This window comes from Glycomyces sp. L485, from assembly GCF_022548875.1.
In the GTDB taxonomy this organism is placed as follows: Bacteria; Actinomycetota; Actinomycetes; order Mycobacteriales; family Micromonosporaceae; genus Glycomyces.
Map to the genome: position 1 here is coordinate 1 of NZ_JAKZEW010000092.1, position 737 is coordinate 737.

The following is a 737-nucleotide window of genomic DNA, read 5'->3' on the forward strand; positions in this document are numbered from 1 at the left end:
GCCGCGATCGCGCGGCTGTCGAAGAAGTTCCGGGCACTCGCCGCTGCGGCGTGTGCCGGTGAGGCCAGGATTGATCCGGTCGCGTTCGCCGTCCGCCAGTTGGACAAGACTCCCGCGATGCGCGTGTACGCCCGCACCCCCTACGCCGAACCCGTCCCCTCCCCCTGGAACAGTGCGGTGTCCTGTGCGACCCCCGAGCATTTGATCGCCCAGTACTGCGCTCACGCGACATTCGACGAACTCGCCACCCACCTCGCCGAACTCGCCGCCTCCCTCGCCGAGTCGGCCGAGTTGTTCGACGGGCTCTCCCAACAGTCGTTGCAGCGTCTGGAGGTGACCGAGCTCGACAACGGGATGTGGTCGCTGTCTGGGGAACTCGCCTCCGAGACCGGCCGGATGTTCGCCAAACTGTTGCAGACCGCGGTCCCCCCGCCCCGCCAGGACGAGGTCGACGCCGACGGGGTGCTCCCGGCGGCGGCGAACCGCAACGCCGAGGCCCTGCACCACATGCTCTCGGTCTACGGAACCGACCCCGACGCGGCCACACGACACGGACACACCTGCACCCTCAACGTGACAGTCGACATCGACACCCTCGCCGGGAAGAACACCGGACGCGTCGCCACCCTGGAGGGCGACCCGATCTCCCTGGCCAAAGCCCGCCTGCTCTCGTGCGAAGGCCAAGTCATCCCCAGCGTGTTCAACTACCAGTCCGGCGAGGCGATCGAGCTGGGCCG

Annotated in this window: 1 protein-coding gene; it reads left to right on the forward strand. The window is 68.5% G+C overall.

Annotation, left to right across the window (positions count from 1 at the left end; translation table 11 throughout):
* Nucleotides 1-737 (forward strand): DUF222 domain-containing protein (locus L0U85_RS20145; RefSeq protein WP_241379558.1); only part of this gene is annotated, 737 nt, incomplete at both ends.